The sequence below is a fragment of the Sphingomonas sp. Mn802worker genome (assembly GCF_000382485.1).
Lineage (GTDB): Bacteria > Pseudomonadota > Alphaproteobacteria > Sphingomonadales > Sphingomonadaceae > Sphingomonas.
The window spans coordinates 520483-537477 of sequence record NZ_AORY01000004.1 but is presented as its reverse complement, the minus strand read 5'-3'; the positions used below and the strand labels follow the sequence as shown (position 1 = coordinate 537477).

Genomic DNA, 16995 nt, shown 5'->3' with positions numbered 1-16995 from the left:
GGTGCGCGCATGGGCGAAATCATACGACCGGGAAGCGATGCGAGGAGCAACGGCGAGCGGAGACGCCGAACGACAGCTCCGCCGCTAAGCTAGCCGCGCCGTGAACAACGCCACGCCGAACCCGACGAAGATCGCACCCGTCACGCGGTCAAACACGCGCCGCACACGCGGACGTGCGATGTAGCGCGACAGCGACCGTCCGCCGAGCGCGTAGACCGCGTACCACACACACTCCATTGCCACGAAGGTGACGACCAGGATGGCGAACTGCGGACCCTCGGGCGCGCTGCGCGACACGAACTGCGGCAGGAAGGCCGCGGCGAACAGGATCAGCTTGGGATTGCTGATGCCGATCGCGAAGCCGCCGCGGAACAATGCGCGCTTCGGCACCGCGCGCGGCAGCGTGCCCGCGCCGACACCGAGCGGCACCTCCTTGCTCCGCCATGCCTTGATGCCGAGGTAGATCAGGTAAGCCACGCCGACATAACGCAGCACGTCGAAGGCGCCTGGCATCGCGCGCAGCAGCGTCGTCAGCCCGGCCGCGGCGGCGGCGAGGACAATCAGCATCGCCGACAGGCATCCCGCCATCGCGAAGGTCGTGCGGCGTACGCCGACCTCGACGCTCCGCGACAGGATGTGGAGCATGTTGGGACCGGGCGTACCGCACAGCAGGAACACCGCGACGACGAACAGCCACCAGGTGTGAAGCGTCATCTCGAACCTCTGTTTCGATACGAGAAGAGCCGCCCCATTGCTGGAGCGGCTCCTTGTCTCGCTGTCTCTGCCGCGGCTAAGCCGCGTCGTCAGTCGGCGCCGTGCACCGCTGGCCGGCCTTGAGCGTCTCGTGACTAGCTTACGCTACTCACGTGCGCTCATGCGGCGTCGTCATAATCCTCGTCAGCCATGACCGGCCCAGAGTCCTGACCCTTGGCCGACACGTCGCGATCGACGAACTCGATGATCGCCATCGGCGACGCGTCCGACGCGCGGATGCCTGCCTTGATGACGCGGGTGTAACCGCCGTTGCGCGACGCGTAGCGGGTCGCCAGCGTGTCGAACAGCTTCACCAGCTGCGCATCGTCGAGCAACCGCGCATGCGCCAGACGACGGTTCGACAGGCCGCCCTTCTTGCCGAGCGTGATCAGCTTCTCGATGTACGGACGAAGTTCCTTCGCCTTGGCGAGCGTGGTGGTGATCTGCTCGTGCTTGATCAGCGCGGCCGACATGTTGCGGAACAGCGCCTGGCGGTGCGCCGAGGTACGCTGGAGTTTACGACCGCCTACACGGTGACGCATGATGTGCTTCCTTCTCGTTCGTCAGGGGGCCGTTTCACGGAACCCCGGGACAGGTGGGACGGTGGCCACCCGAATGTCCGTCGCTCCTGTTGGGGAGCCCTTTTCGTTGCGACCGGGCCGCGGGAGCAAGTCCCGCGTCTCTACGTCGAAAGGATCGGCTGGGCCGATCCGCCGGCCGGAGCCGTCGCGTCTGGCGAGTAGCGTCGCTACTCGCCTGCGCGTCAGCCCATGATCTCCTGCTCGAGCTTCTTGGCCATTTCCTCGATGTTCTCGGGCGGCCAGCCGGGGATCTCCATGCCGAGGCGCAGCCCCATGCTGGAGAGCACCTCCTTGATCTCGTTGAGCGACTTGCGGCCGAAGTTCGGCGTGCGCAGCATCTCGGCTTCGGTCTTGCCGACCAGATCGCCGATATAGATGATGTTGTCGTTCTTGAGGCAATTGGCCGAACGCACCGACAGTTCGAGCTCGTCGACCTTCTTGAGCAGGTAACGGTTGATCTGCGCGGTGTCGCCGGTGACCTCGCCCGTGCTCGCCGCCGGCGCCGCGACGCCGATCGGTGCCGAGCGCGTGACCAGCGAATCGTCGAAGTGCACGAACAGCGCGAGCTGGTCCTGTAGGATACGACCGGCATAACCAACCGCATCCTCCGGCGTAACCGTACCATCGGTCTCGATCGTCAGCGTCAGCTTGTCGTAATCAAGGTCCTGACCAACGCGGGTCGGGTCGACCTTGTACGACACCTGCCGCACCGGCGAGTAGAGCGCGTCGACCGGGATCAGCCCAATCGGCGCGTCGGCCGGACGGTTGGCGGTCGCCGCGACATAGCCCTTACCCGTATCGGCGGTCAGCTCCATGTTGAGCGTCGCACCTTCATCGAGGTGGCAGATCACCAGCTCGGGGTTCATCACCTCGATGTCGCCCGACACCGCGATATCGCCGGCCTTCACCTCGGCCGGACCGGTGGCGGAAAGCTGAAGCCGCTTCGGGCCTTCGCCCTGCATGCGGATCGCGATCTGTTTCACGTTCAGGACGATGTCCGTCACGTCCTCGCGCACGCCGGCCAGCGAGCTGAACTCGTGCAGCACGTTCTCGATCTTGATCGAGGTCACTGCCGCGCCCTGCAGGCTCGACAGCAGCACGCGCCTGAGCGCGTTGCCGAGCGTCAGGCCGAAGCCGCGCTCGAGTGGTTCGGCGATGAACGTCGCCTTGCGCTTCCCGTCGCCGCTCTTCTTCTCGAGGCCGCTGGGCTTCTTCAGTTCCTGCCAGTTCTTTGCGTTGACAGACAAGATCTCGTCCCCTGGGGTTGGGCGGAGCGCGTGCGCACGCGACACCGCCTGGTAAGATACGCAGCCGCTCGTCAGCGGCGGCGCGAGAGCATCAGACGCGGCGACGCTTCGACGGGCGAACGCCGTTGTGCGGAATCGAGGTCACGTCGCGGATCGACGTGATCTGGAAACCGACCGCCTGCAGCGCACGCAGCGCCGACTCGCGGCCCGAACCCGGACCCTTCACCTCGACCTCGAGTGTGCGGACGCCGTGCTCGGCGGCCTTCTTGCCAGCGTCCTCGGCCGCGACCTGCGCCGCGTACGGGGTCGACTTGCGCGAGCCCTTGAAACCCATCATGCCGGCCGAGGACCAGCTGATGGCATTGCCCTGCGCGTCGGTGATGGTGATCATGGTGTTATTAAAGCTGGCGTTCACGTGTGCGACGCCCGCGGTGATGTTCTTGCGCTCGCGCCGACGAATGCGCTGCGGTGCCTGAGCCATGTGGTAGTTCCTGACCTATATTCCAAGTGACGCCGGCCTGGAGCCGATCAACCGGAGCGCAAAACGAAGTTGCGCTGCCGGGATAGCTGCCTCCGCCGGAGAAAATCGTCCCCCCGGACGATTTACTTCTTCTTGCCGGCGATCGGCTTTGCCTTGCCCTTGCGGGTGCGCGCGTTGGTGTGCGTGCGCTGGCCGCGGACTGGCAGGCCCTTGCGGTGACGCAGGCCGCGGTAGCAGGCGAGATCCATAAGACGCTTGATATTCATCGCTGTCTCGCGACGAAGATCACCCTCAACGGTATAATCAGCGTCGATCGCCTCACGAATTTGCAGCACTTCCTGATCGGTCAGGTCCTGCACGCGGCGGTCGTCCGCGATGTTCAGCTTGGTCGTCAGCGCCTTGGCATGTGCCGGGCCGATGCCGTGGATGTAGGTCAGCGCGATGATCACGCGCTTGTTGGTCGGGATGTTGACACCCGCGATACGTGCCATGAAATTCGTTCTCCTGTGCTCCACGGGGTGCGGCATGGCTGCCACGCGCCCCATCTCGTCGCATTCCACTTCCGGTTCGACCTGTCCTGACGCAAAAGCGCGGCGCACGCAACAAAGCGCCACCGGGACCGGTCTATCGGAAGGTCGTGCAGTTAGGCGCGCGCAAACGCCGAGTCAAGCGCGAGGTTCCGTACGCCGCTTCAGCTTGACCCAGCGTTGCAACGCGACCGCGGTCCAGATGATCTCAACCATCGCGAACGGCCACGCACCCTGAAGGAACCCGTATACTCCGCTCGCGACGCAACCGAGCGCGAACAGCAAGGTCCAGAACGGCGCGCGGTCCTCCAGCATGTAGCAGACGAGCATGAACAACACCGCCGCGAAGCCGAACAGGGTAAGCGCATCCATCACGACGTCCCTGCGCCGCGGCATGTCGATTGTCGAGCCGCAGACATAAAAGCGCCGGCGAGAGCGCAAGGCCCCCGCCGGCGAACCCGACGCCACCGGGAGTGTGGGCGGCGGGTAGTCAGAGCCGCGGGAGTACCAGGCGGGGGTGGTGCCCGGTATCGCGATCGGCGATCCGATGCCCCGTCTCTAGCCAACCAGATGCGCGTCGGCGGTGACCCGCGCATGAACTCTTCGTCATCTCACGCCGACAAGAACAGCCTGTGCCGGCCTGCACCCGGCCTGTCACGACCGGCAGCAGCGTAACGCGGGCGGATCGGCGCCGTGGGTTGCGCGCGAAGCAAACGGTCACGCCGCGCGGCCGCGTTGCGGCCGGCATGGCATCTTGATGATCCTGCGGGCAGCGTCGCGATCGTCGTCGCGGCGCAGGTCAGCGAGCGCTGAGAATCGCCTCAATGGAGGCAGTCACGACCGCGATGTCGGCCATGCCGTCGACGCGGCGAACAAGCCCGCGCGCTTCGTAAATCGGGATGATCGGCGCGGTCTTCGCCCGGTACTCCGCCATGCGCGTGCGCACGGTCTGCTCGTTGTCGTCGGGACGGCGCTTGAACTCGGTCGATCCGCACACGTCGCAGACGCCAGCCTTGCGCGGCTGCTTGAACGTGTCGTGATAGCCCGCGCCGCAATTGGCGCAGGTGAAACGGCCGACGATGCGCTCAACCAGCGCGTCCTCGTTGACCTCAAGTTCGATCACGTGATCGAGCGTCTGCCCGCGCTCGGCGAGCAGCAGGTCAAGCGCGTCAGCCTGCGCCGCGGTGCGCGGGTAGCCGTCGAAGATCGCACCCGCGCCCGTCCCTGCATCCATCCGCTCGCCGATCAGCGCGGAGACGATCGCGTCGGAGACAAGCTCGCCCGCATCCATCACCGCTTTCGCCTGAACGCCGACCGGGGTTCCCGCCTTTACCGCGGCGCGCAGCATGTCGCCGGTGGAGAGCTGCACCATGCCGTGCTCGGCGACCAGCCGCTCCGACTGCGTGCCCTTGCCCGCACCCGGCGGCCCCAGCAGGATGATGTTCACGCGCGCGATCTCCCGTTCATTCTCAAGCCGACGTCACCGCAGATCAGCGGCGACGCGCCCCCTTCAGCTTCGACTTCTTGATCAGGTCACCATATTGATGCGCCAGCAGATGCGATTGGATCTGCGTCACTGTGTCCATCGTGACGTTGACGACGATCAGCAGGCTGGTCCCGCCGAGATAGAACGGGATCGACAGCGCCGAAACGAGATATTCCGGCACGACGCAGATGAACGTCAGGTATGCCGCGCCGATGACGGTAATGCGCGTCAACACATAGTCGAAGTAGGTCTCGGTGTTCTTGCCCGGACGGATACCGGGAATGAACCCACCATAGCGCTTCAAATTCTCCGCGGTCTCCTCCGGGTTGAACACCACCGCCGTGTAGAAGAACGAGAAGAAGATGATGCCTGCCGCATAGAGCGCCATGTAGAGCGGCGCACCATGCTGCAGATACTGGTTCAGGCTGATGATCGCATCGCCCCACCAGCTGTCACCCTTGACCCGGTTGCCCGCAAACTGGGTGATCGTCAGCGGCATGAGTAGCAGCGACGAGGCGAAGATCGGCGGGATTACGCCCGCGGTATTGATCTTGAGAGGCAGATGGCTGCGGTCGGCCTGCATCCCACGCTGCGTCTGGCGCTTGGGATATTGTATCAGGATGCGGCGCTGCGCCCGCTCCATGAAGCAGATGAGGAGCACGAGCCCAACGACCACCGCGATGATCGCGATCAGCACGAACGCGCTCATCGACCCCGACCGGCCACCTTCCAGAAGGTTGACGATCGTCGTCGGCAGGTGCGCGACAATGCCCGCCATGATGATCAGCGACACGCCGTTGCCGATCCCGCGGCTGGTGATCTGCTCGCCGATCCACATCAGGAACATCGTGCCACCGATGAGCGACACGACCGCGTTAATGCGGAACAGCATGCCCGGCTCGACCACCGCCTGGATGCCCGAATTGGCGCCGAGCGTTTCGAGCCCGACCGCGATGAAATAACCCTGCACCGCAGTCAGCGCGACGGTGCCATAGCGGGTGTACTGGTTCAGCTTCTTGCGACCGCTCTCGCCTTCCTTCTTGATCGCGGCGAGCTGCGGCGACAGCGACGTCGCGAGCTGCACCACGATCGAGGCGGTAATGTACGGCATCACACCCAGCGCAATCAGGCTCATCCGGCTGAGCGAACCGCCCGAGAAGGTGTTGAAGAAGTCGAGCACGCCGCCCTTGGTCTGGTCGGCGAGCAGGCCGAGCGCGGTCGCGTCGACGCCTGGCAGCGGCACGTAGCTGAGCAGGCGGAAGACGATCAGCGCGCCGATCGTGAACCACAGACGCTTCTTCAGGTCGGTCGCCTGCGCGAATTTCGCGAGGCTGATGCTGGAGGCCATGTTGTTGGCTACGGATGCCATCGTTTTCGCGAATCCTGAAACGGAACTGGTCGCGCGAGCGCGTCGCGCGCACCAAACAAAAGCGGCGGGAAGCGTCAACCCGCCCCCGCCGCTCATATAGGCGTATTAAACGCCCTGTCTAATGGCACGGGTTTGATCACACCGTGCACACGTCGGCGTTGTGGCCGACGCGCCACAGTTATGCGATCAGGCGCGCGGTGCCGCGCGACCGGTGCGGTGTTTGGCCTTGGCCTTGTCCGCGGCCGGAACGATCTCCGGCACGGTGACCGAGCCGCCAGCCTTCTCAACCGCTTCACGCGCCGACGCCGAGACGCCCGCAACCGTGAAGTTCAGCTTCGACGACAGCGTGCCCTTGCCGAGCAGACGCACGCCGTCCTTGCCACCGCGTGCGAGACCCGCCGCCTTGAGCGCCGCATGATCGATATCGGTGCCGGTCAGCTTGCCCGACGCAATCGCCTTGTCGATCGCGCCCAGGTTAACCTCGGCGTAGTCCTTGGCGAAGATGTTGTTGAAGCCGCGCTTCGGCAGACGCATGTGGAGCGGCATCTGGCCGCCCTCGAAGCCGGCGATCGAGACGCCTTCGCGGCTCTTCTGGCCCTTCTGGCCACGGCCTGCGGTCTTGCCCTTGCCCGAGCCGATACCACGGCCCACGCGCATGCGGGACTTGCGGGCACCTTCGTTGTCGCGGAGTTCGTTCAGCTTCATGATATGCACTCGCTTTCGCTTTTGTCGCGCTGATTGAAAAAGGAAGGGGGCCGCTTAGCCCCCTTCCCCATATTTGTCACCCGTGAAGATGCGGAAGGCTCAGCCCTCCTGCACCTCGACCAGGTGGTGCACCTTGCGGATCATGCCGCGGACGTCGGGGCTGTCCTGCAGCTCCGAGACCTTGTGCATCTTGTTGAGGCCGAGACCGATCAACGTCGCGCGCTGATCCTTGGTACGGCGGATCGGCGATCCGGTCTGCTTGACCTTGATAATAGCCATTGATCGTTACTCCGTGATCGCCGCGGCTTCGGCCTCGGCGGTCTGCGCATCAGCGCCGGCGCCACGACCGAGCAGATCCGCAATCTTCTTGCCACGGCGCTGTGCGACCGCCTTGGGCGAGGTCTGCTCGCCCAGTGCCTCGAACGTCGCGCGGATCATGTTATACGGGTTCGACGTGCCGACCGACTTGGTCACGACGTCGTGCACACCCAGGCTTTCGAAGATGGCGCGCATCGGGCCACCCGCGATGATCCCGGTGCCCTGCGGCGCCGAACGGACCGTGACGCGACCGGCACCAAAGTGACCGTTGCCGTCATGGTGCAGCGTGCGGCCTTCCTTCAGCGGCACGCGCAGCATCTTCTTCTTCGCCGCGGCAGTCGCCTTCGAGATCGCCTCCGGCACCTCGCGCGCCTTGCCATGACCGAAGCCGACGCGGCCCTTGCCGTCGCCGACGACGACGAGTGCCGCGAAGCCGAAGCGCTTGCCGCCCTTCACCGTCTTCGACACGCGGTTGATGTGGACGAGTTTCTCGATCAGCTCCTCGCCGCCATCGTCCTGCCCGCCGCGGCGATCGTCACGACGCCCGCCGCGGTTGCCGTCACGGCCACCACGATTGCCGCCGGGGCCACCGCGACCGCGACCGCCACCCGGGCCACCGCGACCGCCGCCCTGACCGCCGCGATAGCCGCCGCCCTGGCCACCACCGAAACCGCCGCCCTGACCACCACCGGTCTGACCGCCGCCACTCTGGCCCGCGTTCTGGCTTGCTTCCTGCGGCGCGGCGGTGTTCGCCTCTGCCTGCTGGTTCTCGTCTGCCATGTCTTAGAACTCCAGTCCGGCTTCGCGCGCGGCTTCAGCCAGCGCTTTTACCCGGCCGTGAAAGAGGAAGCCGCCACGATCGAACACGACCTGCGTCACACCCGCCGCCTTGGCTTTCTCGGCAACGCGACGACCGACCTCGGTCGCGGCCGACACGTTGGCACCCGAGGTGCCACGCGCATCCTGCTCCAGCGTCGAGGCCGAAGCGACCGTGCGGCCGGCTTCGTCGTCAATGACCTGCGCGTAGATGTGCTTGCCCGACCGGTGAACCGACAGGCGCGGACGCGCGCCCGCACGAGCGCGCAGCGCGGTGCGGTTGCGGCGACGCCGCTTCTCGAAAAGCGAAAGGCCCTTGGTCACTTCTTCTTTCCTTCCTTACGGAAGATGAACTCGCCGTCGTACTTGATGCCCTTGCCCTTGTACGGCTCCGGCTTGCGCCAGCGGCGGATCTCGGCGGCGAGCTGACCCACCTTCTGCTTGTCCGAACCGCTGATCTCGACGGTAGTGGCGTCCGGCGTCTTCACCTCAATGCCCTCAGGCACGTCGATGTTGACGTCGTGGCTGTAGCCGAGCTGCAGCTTCAGGTTACGGCCCTGCGCCGCGGCGCGGTAGCCGACGCCGGTAATGACCAGCTTCTTGGAAAAGCCCGTTGTCACGCCCGTCACCAGGTTCTGCACCAGCGTGCGCTGCATGCCCCAAAACGCGCGTGCGCGCTTGGTGTCATTCGCGGGCTGCACCGAGATGCCGTCCGACTGCACGTCATAGGTGATGTCGTCGGCGAGCGGCATCGACAGAGTGCCCTTGGGACCCTTCACGCTCAGCACGCGCCCGGCGATGTCGGCAGTCACGCCGGCCGGAACCGGCACTGCTTTCTTTCCGATGCGGCTCATCAGAACACCTCCGCCAGCACTTCGCCGCCGACGTTCTGCTCGCGTGCCTCGGCATCCGAGAGCACGCCGCGCGGCGTCGAGACGATGGTAATGCCAAGGCCGTTCATCACGCGGGGAAGCTCCTGGCTACCCGAGTAGACACGGCGGCCCGGCTTCGAGACGCGCGCCACGTGCTTGATCGCGGGCTGGCCTTCGTAATACTTAAGCTCGATACGGACGCCCTTGGCGGGGCCCATCTCTTCTTCGCTGTAGCCACGAATGTAGCCTTCGCGCTGAAGCACGTCGAGCACTCGGGTCCGCAGCTTGCTGGCGGGCGAAAGGACGCTGTCCTTGCGCGCGCGCTGTCCGTTGCGGATGCGGGTGAGCAGGTCACCCAGGGGATCGGTCACTGCCATCTGTCGTGTCCTTACCAGCTCGACTTCGTGAGACCCGGGATCAGGCCCTTGTTGGCCAGATCACGCAGCATCACACGTGCGAGACGGAACTTGCGGTAATAAGCGCGCGGGCGCCCGGTGATCTCGCAGCGATTGCGGATACGGGTCGGGTTGGCGTTACGCGGCAGCTCGGACATCTTAAGACGCGCGATGAGACGCTCGGTCTCGTCAAGCGACTCGTCGTTGGCAATCGCCTTCAGCTTTGCGAACTTCGGGGCATATTGCTTCACGAGCTTCTTGCGACGCTCGTTCTTGTTCACGGAACTCAGTTTCGCCATGGACTTAAGCTCTCTTTGTTACGCGGCCTGACGCGGCGCATCGGCCTCGTCCTCGGCCTGCGGGAACGGGAAGCCGAACAGACGGAGGAGCTCGCGCGCCTCCTCGTCGGTCTTCGCGCTGGTCGTCACGATCACGTCCATGCCGCGCACCTTGTCGATGCGGTCATAGTTGATCTCGGGGAACACGATCTGCTCCTTGATGCCGCAGGCGTAGTTGCCGCGACCATCGAAGCTCTTCGGGTTCAGACCACGGAAATCGCGAACGCGCGGCAGCGCGATCGTGATGAAGCGGTCGAGGAACTCGTACATGCGCTCGCGACGCAGCGTCACCTTGACGCCGATCGGCATGCCTTCACGCAGCTTGAACTGCGCGATCGACTTCTTCGCCTTGGTGATGACAGGCTTCTGGCCGGCGATCAGCTCCATCTCGGACGCTGCCTGCTCAACCTTCTTCTTGTCCTGGGTCGCCTCACCGACGCCCATGTTGAGCACGATCTTCTCGATCCGCGGAACCTCGAGCACGTTCTTGTACCCGAACTTCTCGGTCATCGCCTTCGCGATCGAGTCGTCGTACATCGACTTCATGCGGGGCTTGTAATCAGCCATCGATCTTGCTCCCGGTCTTGACCGCGACGCGGACCTTCTTGCCGTCCTGCGTCTCGTAGCGAACGCGCGTCGGCTTGCCGTCGGCGGTCACGTGCGCGACCTTGGAGACGTGCAGCGGTGCCTCGACGCGCTCCAGGCCGCCCTGCGGCTGCGCCTGACTCGGCTTGCGGTGGCGGGTCGCAACGTTGACGCCGCCCACGACGACCTTCTGATCGCGCGGGCTGGCGAGCGTGACCGTGCCGGTCTTGCCCTTGTCCTTGCCCGACAGGACGATGACCTGATCGCCCTTCTTGATCTTCATCTTGACGTTGCTCATCACAGCACCTCCGGCGCCAGGCTGATGACCTTCATGTGGCCACGTCCGCGCAGCTCACGCACCACCGGACCGAAGATACGAGTGCCGATCGGCTCCTCGTTCTTGTTGACCAGCACCGCGGCATTGCCGTCGAAGCGGATGACCGAGCCGTCGGCGCGGCGGATGTCCTTGGCGGTGCGCACGATGACGGCGCGGTGAACGTCGCCCTTCTTCACGCGGCCGCGCGGCTGTGCTTCCTTGACGGAAACGACGATGATGTCGCCCACGCCGGCCGTGCGACGCTTGGAGCCGCCCAGCACCTTGATGCACTGCACGCGCTTCGCGCCGCTGTTGTCAGCGACGTCGAGGTTCGACTGCATCTGGATCATTGATCCGTGTCCTTATCCAATGGGGTGGATACCGACCCAACCCCGCCTAAAATAACGACCCCCGGCGCGGGCGACCGTTTGCACGGTGCTGCACCAGGGGGAGCGGTCCGGTAACCGCCCCGGCGACGAAACGCAAGTCCGCTGCGGAACCTGCGCCTGTGTCGCTACGTCGCCCCCTCCCTCGCTCATGTGGTCTCTGCGATCAGGCAGACCCTGCACGAAACGGTGGAAGGGCTCTCACACCCGACGCTTTACGCGTCGACGTCGACCCGTTCCGGCGTCGCGTGGGTGTTGACCCGCTCGACCACCTTCCAGTTCTTGAGCTTCGACATCGGCGCCGTCTCTTCGATGCGCACGGTCTCGCCCTGCTTGTACTCGTTCGCTTCGTCGTGGGCGTGGTACTTCTTCGAACGGCGGATGATCTTGCCGTAGAGCGGGTGCTTGACCTTGCGCTCCACGTTGACGACCACCGTCTTCTCGCCCTTGTCCGAGACGATCACCCCGGTCAGCACGCGCTTCGGCATGTCTCTCGTCCTCTTACTTGCCAGCAGCAGCGTTGCGCTGCGCCTGCTGGGTCTTGATGCGCGCGATGTCCTTGCGGACCTCGCGGACGCGGCTCGGCTTCTCGAGCTGGTTGGTCGCCGCCTGGAAGCGCAGGTTGAACTGCTCGCGCTTCAGCTGGCCCAGGCTCTCGCCGAGCTGGTCGTCGGTCTGGCCGACGAAATCGGTCTTGGTCTTACCCTTAGCCATCTCACTCGCCTCCCAGGTGCGACGTGTCGCCCAGACGCGCCACGACCTTGGTCTTGATCGGCAGCTTCATCGCTGCGCGCTCGAACGCTTCCGCGGCGATCTTGCCCTCGACGCCGTCGAGCTCGAACAGGATCCGGCCCGGCTTGACGCGGGCGGCCCAGAACTCGGGCGAACCCTTGCCCGAGCCCATGCGGACTTCGGCCGGCTTCGACGAGACGGGGACGTCCGGGAAGATGCGGATCCAGAGACGGCCCTGGCGCTTGATGTGGCGCGTGATCGCGCGGCGAGCCGCCTCGATCTGGCGCGCGGTAATGCGTTCCGGCTCCATCGCCTTCAGCCCGTACGAGCCGAAGTTCAGAGCCGTGCCGCCCTTGGCGTCGCCGTGGATGCGGCCCTTGAACGCCTTGCGGAACTTGGTGCGCTTTGGTTGCAGCATGTTCTGTCCTGTGCCTTAGCGGCGATCGTCGCGCGCGGGGCGCACGCCGGAGGTCTGAGCCTCCATCATCAGCCGGTCCTGCGCCATCGGATCGTGGCCCAGAATCTCGCCCTTGAAGACCCACACCTTGACGCCGCAGACACCATAAGCGGTGTGCGCCTGCGCTTCGGCATAGTCGAGGTTGGCGCGCAGCGTATGCAGCGGCACGCGGCCCTCACGATAGCTCTCCGAACGCGCGATCTCGGCGCCGCCCAGGCGACCACCGCACGCGACGCGGATGCCGTCGGCACCCAGGCGCATCGCCGACTGCACCGCGCGCTTCATAGCACGACGGAAGGCGATACGACGCTCGAGCTGATCGGCGATGCCCTGCGCGACGAGCTTGGCGTCGACCTCGGGCTTGCGGATCTCAACGATGTTCAGCGACACGTCCGAGGCGGTCATCGTGCCGAGCTTCTTGCGAAGCTTCTCGATGTCCGAACCCTTCTTGCCGATGATCACGCCCGGGCGCGCCGCAAAGACGGAGATGCGGCACAGCTTGGCCGGACGCTCGATCACCACCTTGGAGATCGCCGCCTGGGGCAGCGTGTCCATGATGTACTGGCGGATCTTCAGATCTTCCAGCAGCAGGCGACCATAATCCTGGCCTTCCGCGAACCAGCGGCTGTCCCAGGTGCGGTTGATCTGCAGGCGCAGACCGATCGGGTTGCTCTTGTGACCCATTAGGCTTCTTCCTGCTCGCGCACGACGATCCGCAGCCGTGAGAACGGCTTGAGGATGCGCGTGGACTTGCCGCGGCCGCGCGTGGCGAACCGCTTCATGGTGATCGACTTGCCGACCGACGCCTCGGCGACGACGAGCGCGTCGACGTCGAGGTTGTGGTTGTTCTCGGCGTTGGCGATCGCGGAGGCGAGCACCTTGCGTGCGTCAACCGCCATCGCCTTGGTCGAGAACTGCAGGATGTTGAGCGCATCGCTGACCTTGCGGCCGCGGATCAGGCCCGCGACCAGGTTAAGCTTCTGCGCCGATCCGCGGATCTGCGTGCCGACCGACAAGGCCTCCTTGTCGCCGACCTTGCGAGGGGATGCTGGCTTCGACATCAGCGCTTACCCTTCTTGTCAGCCGCGTGACCCGGAAAATACCGGGTCGGCGCGAACTCGCCGAGCTTCATGCCGACCATGTCCTCGTTGATCGAGACGGGCACAAACTTACGGCCATTGTAGACGGTGAACGTCAGACCAACGAACTGCGGCAGGATGGTGGAGCGGCGCGACCAGGTCTTGATCGGCGCACGGCCACCCGCGTCCTGCGCGGCTTCGGCCTTCTTGAGAAGGCTCAGTTCGACGAACGGGCCCTTCCAGACGGAGCGCGCCATTACTTCTTCCTCGCGTGACGGCTACGGATGATCATCTTGTCCGTAGACTTGTTGTGGCGGGTGCGCGCACCCTTGGTCGGCTTGCCCCACGGCGTGACCGGATGACGGCCGCCCGAGGTCCGGCCTTCACCACCGCCGTGCGGGTGGTCGACCGGGTTCTTCGCAACACCGCGTGTCAGCGGACGCGAACCCATCCAGCGCGAACGACCGGCCTTGCCGAGGTTCGTGTTCTGGTTGTCAGGGTTCGACACCGCGCCGACCGTCGCCATGCACTCGGCACGGATGTAGCGCTGCTCGCCCGAGTTCAGGCGAACGATCACCATGCCGCGGTCACGACCCACGACCTGCACGTAGGTGCCGGCCGAGCGCGCAATCTGCCCGCCCTTGTTCGGCTTCATCTCCACGTTGTGGACGATGGTGCCGACGGGGACCTGGCCGATCTCCATCGCATTGCCGGGCTTGGTGTCGGTCTTCTTCGCCGCGATCACCTTGTCACCGACCGCGAGACGCTGCGGCGCGATGATGTAGGCCTGCTCGCCGTCCGCATACGACACCAGCGCGATGAACGCGGTGCGGTTGGGATCGTACTCGAGCCGCTCGACCGTACCCTCGGCGTCCCACTTGCGACGCTTGAAGTCAATGAAGCGGTACTTCTGCTTGTGGCCGCCCGCGATGCCGCGGCTGGTCACGTGACCCTTGTTGTTTCGGCCGCCGGTCTTGTTCTTGCCCTCGGTCAGCGCCTTGACGGGCTTCCCCTTCCACAGCGACGACTTATCGACGAGGATGAGGCCGCGCTGCGCGGGCGACGTCGGGTTATAATGCTTGAGTGCCATCTTACTTGGCCCCCTCGGTGACGTCGATCGACTGACCCTCGGTGAGGGTGACGATCGCCTTCTTCATGTCAGACCGCTGGTAGGGCGCACCCTTCCAGCGCTTGGTCTTGCCCTTCTGCACGATCGTGTTCACGCTCTTCACGGACACGTCGAACAGAGCCTCGACCGCTGCCTTGATCTCCGGCTTGGTCGCCTTGTTGGCGACCTTGAACACAACGGCGTTCTGCTCGGAGAGAAGGGTCGCCTTCTCCGTGATGTGCGGCGCGACAATCACGTCATAGTGACGGTTGTCGATCGCCTTTGCCTGCTTAGCCATTGAAGCGAGCCTCCAGCTTCTCGACCGCCGCGCGGGTCAGGACCAGCGTGTCAGCCTTGATGATGTCGTAGACGTTCGCGCCCACCGCGGGGAGCATGTCGACGCCGACCAGGTTGCGACCGGCGCGGAAGCCCTCGCCTGCGTCACCGTCGATCACGAGCGTGCGCTTGCCGGTGTTGAGCGTCGCAAAATGGCCCTTGAGCTCGGTCGTCTTGGCGACTGAAAAGCCATCGAGCACGATCAGCGAACCGTTCTTCGCGTGCGCGGACAGCGCCATCTTCAGACCCAGCGCGCGAACCTTCTTGTTCAGCGACGGATTGAAGTCGCGAACACGGGCGCCGTGCGCCTTACCACCGCCGATGAACACCGGAGCGCGGCGATCGCCGTGACGAGCCGTACCGCCGCCCTTCTGGCGACCGAACTTCTTGCCCGAGCGGGCAACGTCGGCGCGCTCACGCGTGCCGCGCGCGGTGGCGCGACGCTTCTCAAGCTGCCAGGTCACGACGCGGTGCAGAATGTCGGCACGCGGATCGAGGCCGAAGACCTCGTCGTTGAGCTCGATCTCTGCAGCGTCGGTGCCGGCAAAGGAGGAAACCTTGACCTTCACGTTCAGCCCTCCTGGCCGTCGGTCGCCTGCGTGTCGGCCGAAATGTCGGCCGGCGTGTCAGCGGCGGTGTTGTTGGTGGCAGCCTGCTTCAGGCTGGCGGGGAACGGTGCGGTCTCGTGGCGGGGCAGCTTGACCGCGTCCTTGACGAACAACCAGCCACCCTTCGAGCCGGGTACCGAGCCCTTGACGAAGATCAGGCCACGCTCGACGTCGGTGCCGACGATCTCGAGGTTCTGCTGCGTGCGGTTCTTGTCGCCCATGTGACCGGCCATCTTCTTGTTCTTGAAGACGCGACCCGGATCCTGACGGTTACCCGTCGAACCGTGCGAGCGATGGCTGACCGACACGCCGTGCGTGGCGCGCAGACCGCCGAAGTTCCAGCGCTTCATCGCGCCGGCGAAACCCTTGCCCTGCGTACGACCCTGGATGTCGACGTACTGGCCGGCGACATAATGGTCTGCGGCGAGCTCGGCACCGACGTCGAGGAGGTTGTCCTCGGTCACGCGGAACTCGGCAACGACCGCCTTCGGCTCGACCTCGGCCTTGCCGAAGTGACCACGCTGCGGCTTGGCGACATTCTTAGCCTTGGCGCTGCCTGCACCAAGCTGGACGGCGGTGTAGCCGTCACGATCCATTTCGCGACGGGCGATGACCTGCAAGCCTTCGAGTTGCAGGACGGTGACGGGCACGTGCCGGCCATCATCCTGGAACAGGCGCGTCATGCCCATTTTCTTCGCGATCACGCCAGTGCGCATGATCTTGTGCTCCTAGACAGAGGCACCCGCGGGCCCATCCCGAAGGTGCTTGTGCCGCCCTCTCGCGAGGACGACGGGTCAGCCCGGATAAGCGAAGCGTGCCCCCGTCCCGGGCTGGTCGCTCCCTTGCAGGAACGTGACGGGAGACGCTGTCCCGGAGGCGTTGCCGCCGGCGGTATCTCAACGTTGTGGCGAACCCAGCCAGAGCGGGGTTGTCACGGTCGTGATCGTGCAAGACGAAAACGACAAACCCGCGGGACTCACCAAGCTGGTGTCAACCGCGGGAGCCGGCGCATTAGGCCAGCTTGATCTCGACGTCAACACCGGCCGCGAGGTCGAGCTTCATCAGCGCGTCGACGGTCTGCGGGGTTGGCTGCACGATGTCGAGCATACGCTTGTAGGTGCGCACCTCGAACTGCTCGCGGCTCTTCTTGTCGACGTGCGGGCCGCGGTTGACGGTGAACTTCTCGATGCGGGTCGGAAGCGGGATCGGGCCACGGATCAGCGCGCCGGTGCGGCGAGCGGTGTCGGCGATGTCGCCGGTCGCCTGGTCAAGCACGCGGTGATCGAATGCTTTCAGGCGGATGCGGATGTTGGTGTCCATGTTCCCTACCGATGCGAAAGAGCGGGCCGCGGCGAGCGGCTCTTGCTGGTTTAATACGCTTGCGACTGGACGCGAGCACGCCCGACCGAAGCCGCGGCGTGAAAGTGTCCCTACTTAAAAGCGAACGGCCCGCACCGTCGCCGGTGCGGGCCGCTTGCCGAAGGCCGATGGTCGAACCAC

The 16995-nt window shown here is 65.1% G+C and carries 29 protein-coding genes; all 29 read right to left on the bottom strand.

Annotated features, from left to right (window positions below; all coding sequences use genetic code 11):
• Positions 1-84 precede the first annotated feature (84 nt).
• A complete protein-coding gene (locus SMN802W_RS0106230; protein WP_019516040.1) occupies positions 85-714 on the bottom strand; it encodes a LysE family translocator in 630 nt (209 codons plus the stop codon).
• A gap of 158 nt (positions 715-872) precedes the next feature.
• A complete protein-coding gene (gene rplQ, locus SMN802W_RS0106225; protein ID WP_026325816.1) occupies positions 873-1295 on the bottom strand; it encodes a 50S ribosomal protein L17 in 423 nt (140 codons plus the stop codon).
• A 221-nt stretch (positions 1296-1516) separates the two neighbouring features.
• A complete protein-coding gene (locus SMN802W_RS0106220; RefSeq protein ID WP_026325815.1) occupies positions 1517-2581 on the bottom strand; it encodes a DNA-directed RNA polymerase subunit alpha in 1065 nt (354 codons plus the stop codon).
• A gap of 91 nt (positions 2582-2672) precedes the next feature.
• A complete protein-coding gene (gene rpsK / locus SMN802W_RS0106215) occupies positions 2673-3062 on the bottom strand; it encodes a 30S ribosomal protein S11 (protein WP_019516037.1) in 390 nt (129 codons plus the stop codon).
• A gap of 122 nt (positions 3063-3184) precedes the next feature.
• Complete coding sequence (gene rpsM, locus SMN802W_RS0106210; protein ID WP_019516036.1) at positions 3185-3553, bottom strand: 30S ribosomal protein S13; 369 nt, start codon at positions 3551-3553, stop codon at positions 3185-3187.
• A 174-nt stretch (positions 3554-3727) separates the two neighbouring features.
• Entirely contained in the window at positions 3728-3961 is a 234-nt protein-coding gene (locus tag SMN802W_RS0106205) for a membrane protein (protein WP_026325814.1), read from the bottom strand.
• A gap of 427 nt (positions 3962-4388) precedes the next feature.
• Entirely contained in the window at positions 4389-5036 is a 648-nt protein-coding gene (locus SMN802W_RS0106195; RefSeq protein WP_019516033.1) for an adenylate kinase, read from the bottom strand.
• A gap of 43 nt (positions 5037-5079) precedes the next feature.
• Positions 5080-6444 carry a preprotein translocase subunit SecY gene (gene secY / locus SMN802W_RS0106190; protein WP_026325813.1) on the bottom strand — a complete coding sequence of 455 codons (1365 nt, stop codon included), beginning with the start codon at positions 6442-6444 and terminating at the stop codon, positions 5080-5082.
• Positions 6445-6630: 186 nt separating this feature from the next.
• Entirely contained in the window at positions 6631-7149 is a 519-nt protein-coding gene (gene rplO / locus SMN802W_RS0106185; RefSeq protein ID WP_019516031.1) for a 50S ribosomal protein L15, read from the bottom strand.
• Between the two features lie 99 nt (positions 7150-7248).
• Entirely contained in the window at positions 7249-7428 is a 180-nt protein-coding gene (rpmD, locus tag SMN802W_RS0106180; RefSeq protein ID WP_019516030.1) for a 50S ribosomal protein L30, read from the bottom strand.
• Between the two features lie 6 nt (positions 7429-7434).
• Positions 7435-8247, bottom strand: a complete 813-nt coding sequence (gene rpsE, locus SMN802W_RS0106175; protein WP_019516029.1) for a 30S ribosomal protein S5 — start codon at positions 8245-8247, stop codon at positions 7435-7437.
• Between the two features lie 3 nt (positions 8248-8250).
• Complete coding sequence (gene rplR, locus SMN802W_RS0106170) at positions 8251-8607, bottom strand: 50S ribosomal protein L18 (RefSeq protein WP_019516028.1); 357 nt, start codon at positions 8605-8607, stop codon at positions 8251-8253.
• A complete protein-coding gene (rplF, locus tag SMN802W_RS0106165; RefSeq protein WP_019516027.1) occupies positions 8604-9137 on the bottom strand; it encodes a 50S ribosomal protein L6 in 534 nt (177 codons plus the stop codon). The genes rplR and rplF overlap by 4 nt, the downstream gene beginning before the upstream one ends.
• The gene (gene rpsH / locus SMN802W_RS0106160; RefSeq protein ID WP_019516026.1) at positions 9137-9532 is read right to left on the bottom strand and encodes a 30S ribosomal protein S8; all 396 of its coding nucleotides are present in this window, start codon (positions 9530-9532) and stop codon (positions 9137-9139) included. The genes rplF and rpsH overlap by 1 nt, the downstream gene beginning before the upstream one ends.
• An 11-nt stretch (positions 9533-9543) precedes the next feature.
• The gene (rpsN, locus tag SMN802W_RS0106155) at positions 9544-9849 is read right to left on the bottom strand and encodes a 30S ribosomal protein S14 (RefSeq protein WP_026325812.1); all 306 of its coding nucleotides are present in this window, start codon (positions 9847-9849) and stop codon (positions 9544-9546) included.
• A gap of 18 nt (positions 9850-9867) precedes the next feature.
• Positions 9868-10455: a 50S ribosomal protein L5 gene (rplE, locus tag SMN802W_RS0106150; RefSeq protein WP_026325811.1), complete on the bottom strand. Its 588-nt coding sequence runs from the start codon at positions 10453-10455 to the stop codon at positions 9868-9870.
• Positions 10448-10771, bottom strand: coding sequence for a 50S ribosomal protein L24 (rplX, locus tag SMN802W_RS0106145; protein WP_019516023.1), 324 nt, complete (start codon positions 10769-10771; stop codon positions 10448-10450). The genes rplE and rplX overlap by 8 nt, the downstream gene beginning before the upstream one ends.
• Positions 10771-11139 carry a 50S ribosomal protein L14 gene (gene rplN / locus SMN802W_RS0106140; RefSeq protein ID WP_019516022.1) on the bottom strand — a complete coding sequence of 123 codons (369 nt, stop codon included), beginning with the start codon at positions 11137-11139 and terminating at the stop codon, positions 10771-10773. Before rplN ends, rplX begins: the two co-directional genes overlap by 1 nt.
• 251 nt (positions 11140-11390) lie before the next feature.
• Entirely contained in the window at positions 11391-11663 is a 273-nt protein-coding gene (rpsQ, locus tag SMN802W_RS0106135) for a 30S ribosomal protein S17 (RefSeq protein ID WP_019516021.1), read from the bottom strand.
• Positions 11664-11676: 13 nt separating this feature from the next.
• Positions 11677-11889, bottom strand: a complete 213-nt coding sequence (gene rpmC, locus SMN802W_RS0106130; RefSeq protein ID WP_019516020.1) for a 50S ribosomal protein L29 — start codon at positions 11887-11889, stop codon at positions 11677-11679.
• Between the two features lies 1 nt (position 11890).
• Entirely contained in the window at positions 11891-12325 is a 435-nt protein-coding gene (gene rplP, locus SMN802W_RS0106125) for a 50S ribosomal protein L16 (protein ID WP_019516019.1), read from the bottom strand.
• Between the two features lie 15 nt (positions 12326-12340).
• A complete protein-coding gene (gene rpsC, locus SMN802W_RS0106120) occupies positions 12341-13048 on the bottom strand; it encodes a 30S ribosomal protein S3 (protein WP_019516018.1) in 708 nt (235 codons plus the stop codon).
• Positions 13048-13425: a 50S ribosomal protein L22 gene (gene rplV / locus SMN802W_RS0106115; protein WP_019516017.1), complete on the bottom strand. Its 378-nt coding sequence runs from the start codon at positions 13423-13425 to the stop codon at positions 13048-13050. The genes rpsC and rplV overlap by 1 nt, the downstream gene beginning before the upstream one ends.
• Positions 13425-13700 (bottom strand): 30S ribosomal protein S19, encoded by a 276-nt coding sequence (gene rpsS, locus SMN802W_RS0106110; RefSeq protein WP_019516016.1) that lies wholly within the window; start codon positions 13698-13700, stop codon positions 13425-13427. The genes rplV and rpsS overlap by 1 nt, the downstream gene beginning before the upstream one ends.
• On the bottom strand, positions 13700-14533 hold the full coding sequence (gene rplB / locus SMN802W_RS0106105) for a 50S ribosomal protein L2 (protein ID WP_019516015.1): 834 nt from the start codon (positions 14531-14533) through the stop codon (positions 13700-13702). The genes rpsS and rplB overlap by 1 nt, the downstream gene beginning before the upstream one ends.
• Before the next feature lies 1 nt (position 14534).
• A complete protein-coding gene (locus tag SMN802W_RS0106100) occupies positions 14535-14849 on the bottom strand; it encodes a 50S ribosomal protein L23 (protein ID WP_019516014.1) in 315 nt (104 codons plus the stop codon).
• On the bottom strand, positions 14842-15456 hold the full coding sequence (rplD, locus tag SMN802W_RS0106095; protein WP_019516013.1) for a 50S ribosomal protein L4: 615 nt from the start codon (positions 15454-15456) through the stop codon (positions 14842-14844). Before rplD ends, SMN802W_RS0106100 begins: the two co-directional genes overlap by 8 nt.
• Positions 15457-15458: 2 nt before the next feature.
• The gene (rplC, locus tag SMN802W_RS0106090) at positions 15459-16211 is read right to left on the bottom strand and encodes a 50S ribosomal protein L3 (protein WP_019516012.1); all 753 of its coding nucleotides are present in this window, start codon (positions 16209-16211) and stop codon (positions 15459-15461) included.
• A gap of 295 nt (positions 16212-16506) precedes the next feature.
• The gene (rpsJ, locus tag SMN802W_RS0106085) at positions 16507-16815 is read right to left on the bottom strand and encodes a 30S ribosomal protein S10 (protein WP_019516011.1); all 309 of its coding nucleotides are present in this window, start codon (positions 16813-16815) and stop codon (positions 16507-16509) included.
• Positions 16816-16995 lie beyond the last annotated feature (180 nt).